This is a genomic window from Aeromonas sp. A600620 (assembly GCF_029479985.1).
In the GTDB taxonomy this organism is placed as follows: Bacteria; Pseudomonadota; Gammaproteobacteria; order Enterobacterales; family Aeromonadaceae; genus Aeromonas; species Aeromonas veronii_A.
In genome coordinates, this window is the sequence record NZ_JAAKXB010000036.1 from 1 (window position 1) to 526 (window position 526).

General features: G+C 60.3%; 1 pseudogene. It reads right to left on the reverse strand.

The window, feature by feature from the left end:
• Nucleotides 1-526: pseudogene (locus G5533_RS20440) on the reverse strand (IS3 family transposase); the annotation flags it as partial.

A 526-nucleotide genomic window follows, 5' to 3' on the forward strand; every position in this document is an offset into this window, starting at 1 on the left:
GCGACCCAGACCTGCTCCGGGGCCACCGGTGTGACCTGCTCTGGCCCCGCCTTGAGCAAGTTGGGATGACGGTAGAAACGGTGAAAACTGTGGGTGGTCTTGTGATACGCCCGCTTAGGCTGCACTAGCAGACGGTGCTCGGCCAATATCCGAAACAGCCTGTCACGCCCGACCTTGAGCCCGCCATCCTCTTGACCCTGCAGCAGATAATGCAGCTTGCGAGTGCCCACCCGAGGTTGTCGCAGTCGAACCTGACGCACGAAGCGCACCACCTGCAGCCCCTGTGCATGGCGCTCGTCGGCGACCCGATTGCGCTTGTAGTAAGCCTGCCGGCTTATCCCCAGAAACAGGCAAGCCCTGACGATGGTCAGCTTCTCGACTTGCCGCTGCGAGAGGACTTGCCGGGTCGCTTTTTTACGATGGAGACGCCGTAGTCATTCTTCAGTACATCGACGACGGCCTCAAAGAACTGGGCCTTCTGGCTCATCAGCGCCAGCTGTTGCTCGAGTTCCTTGATGCGCTGTTC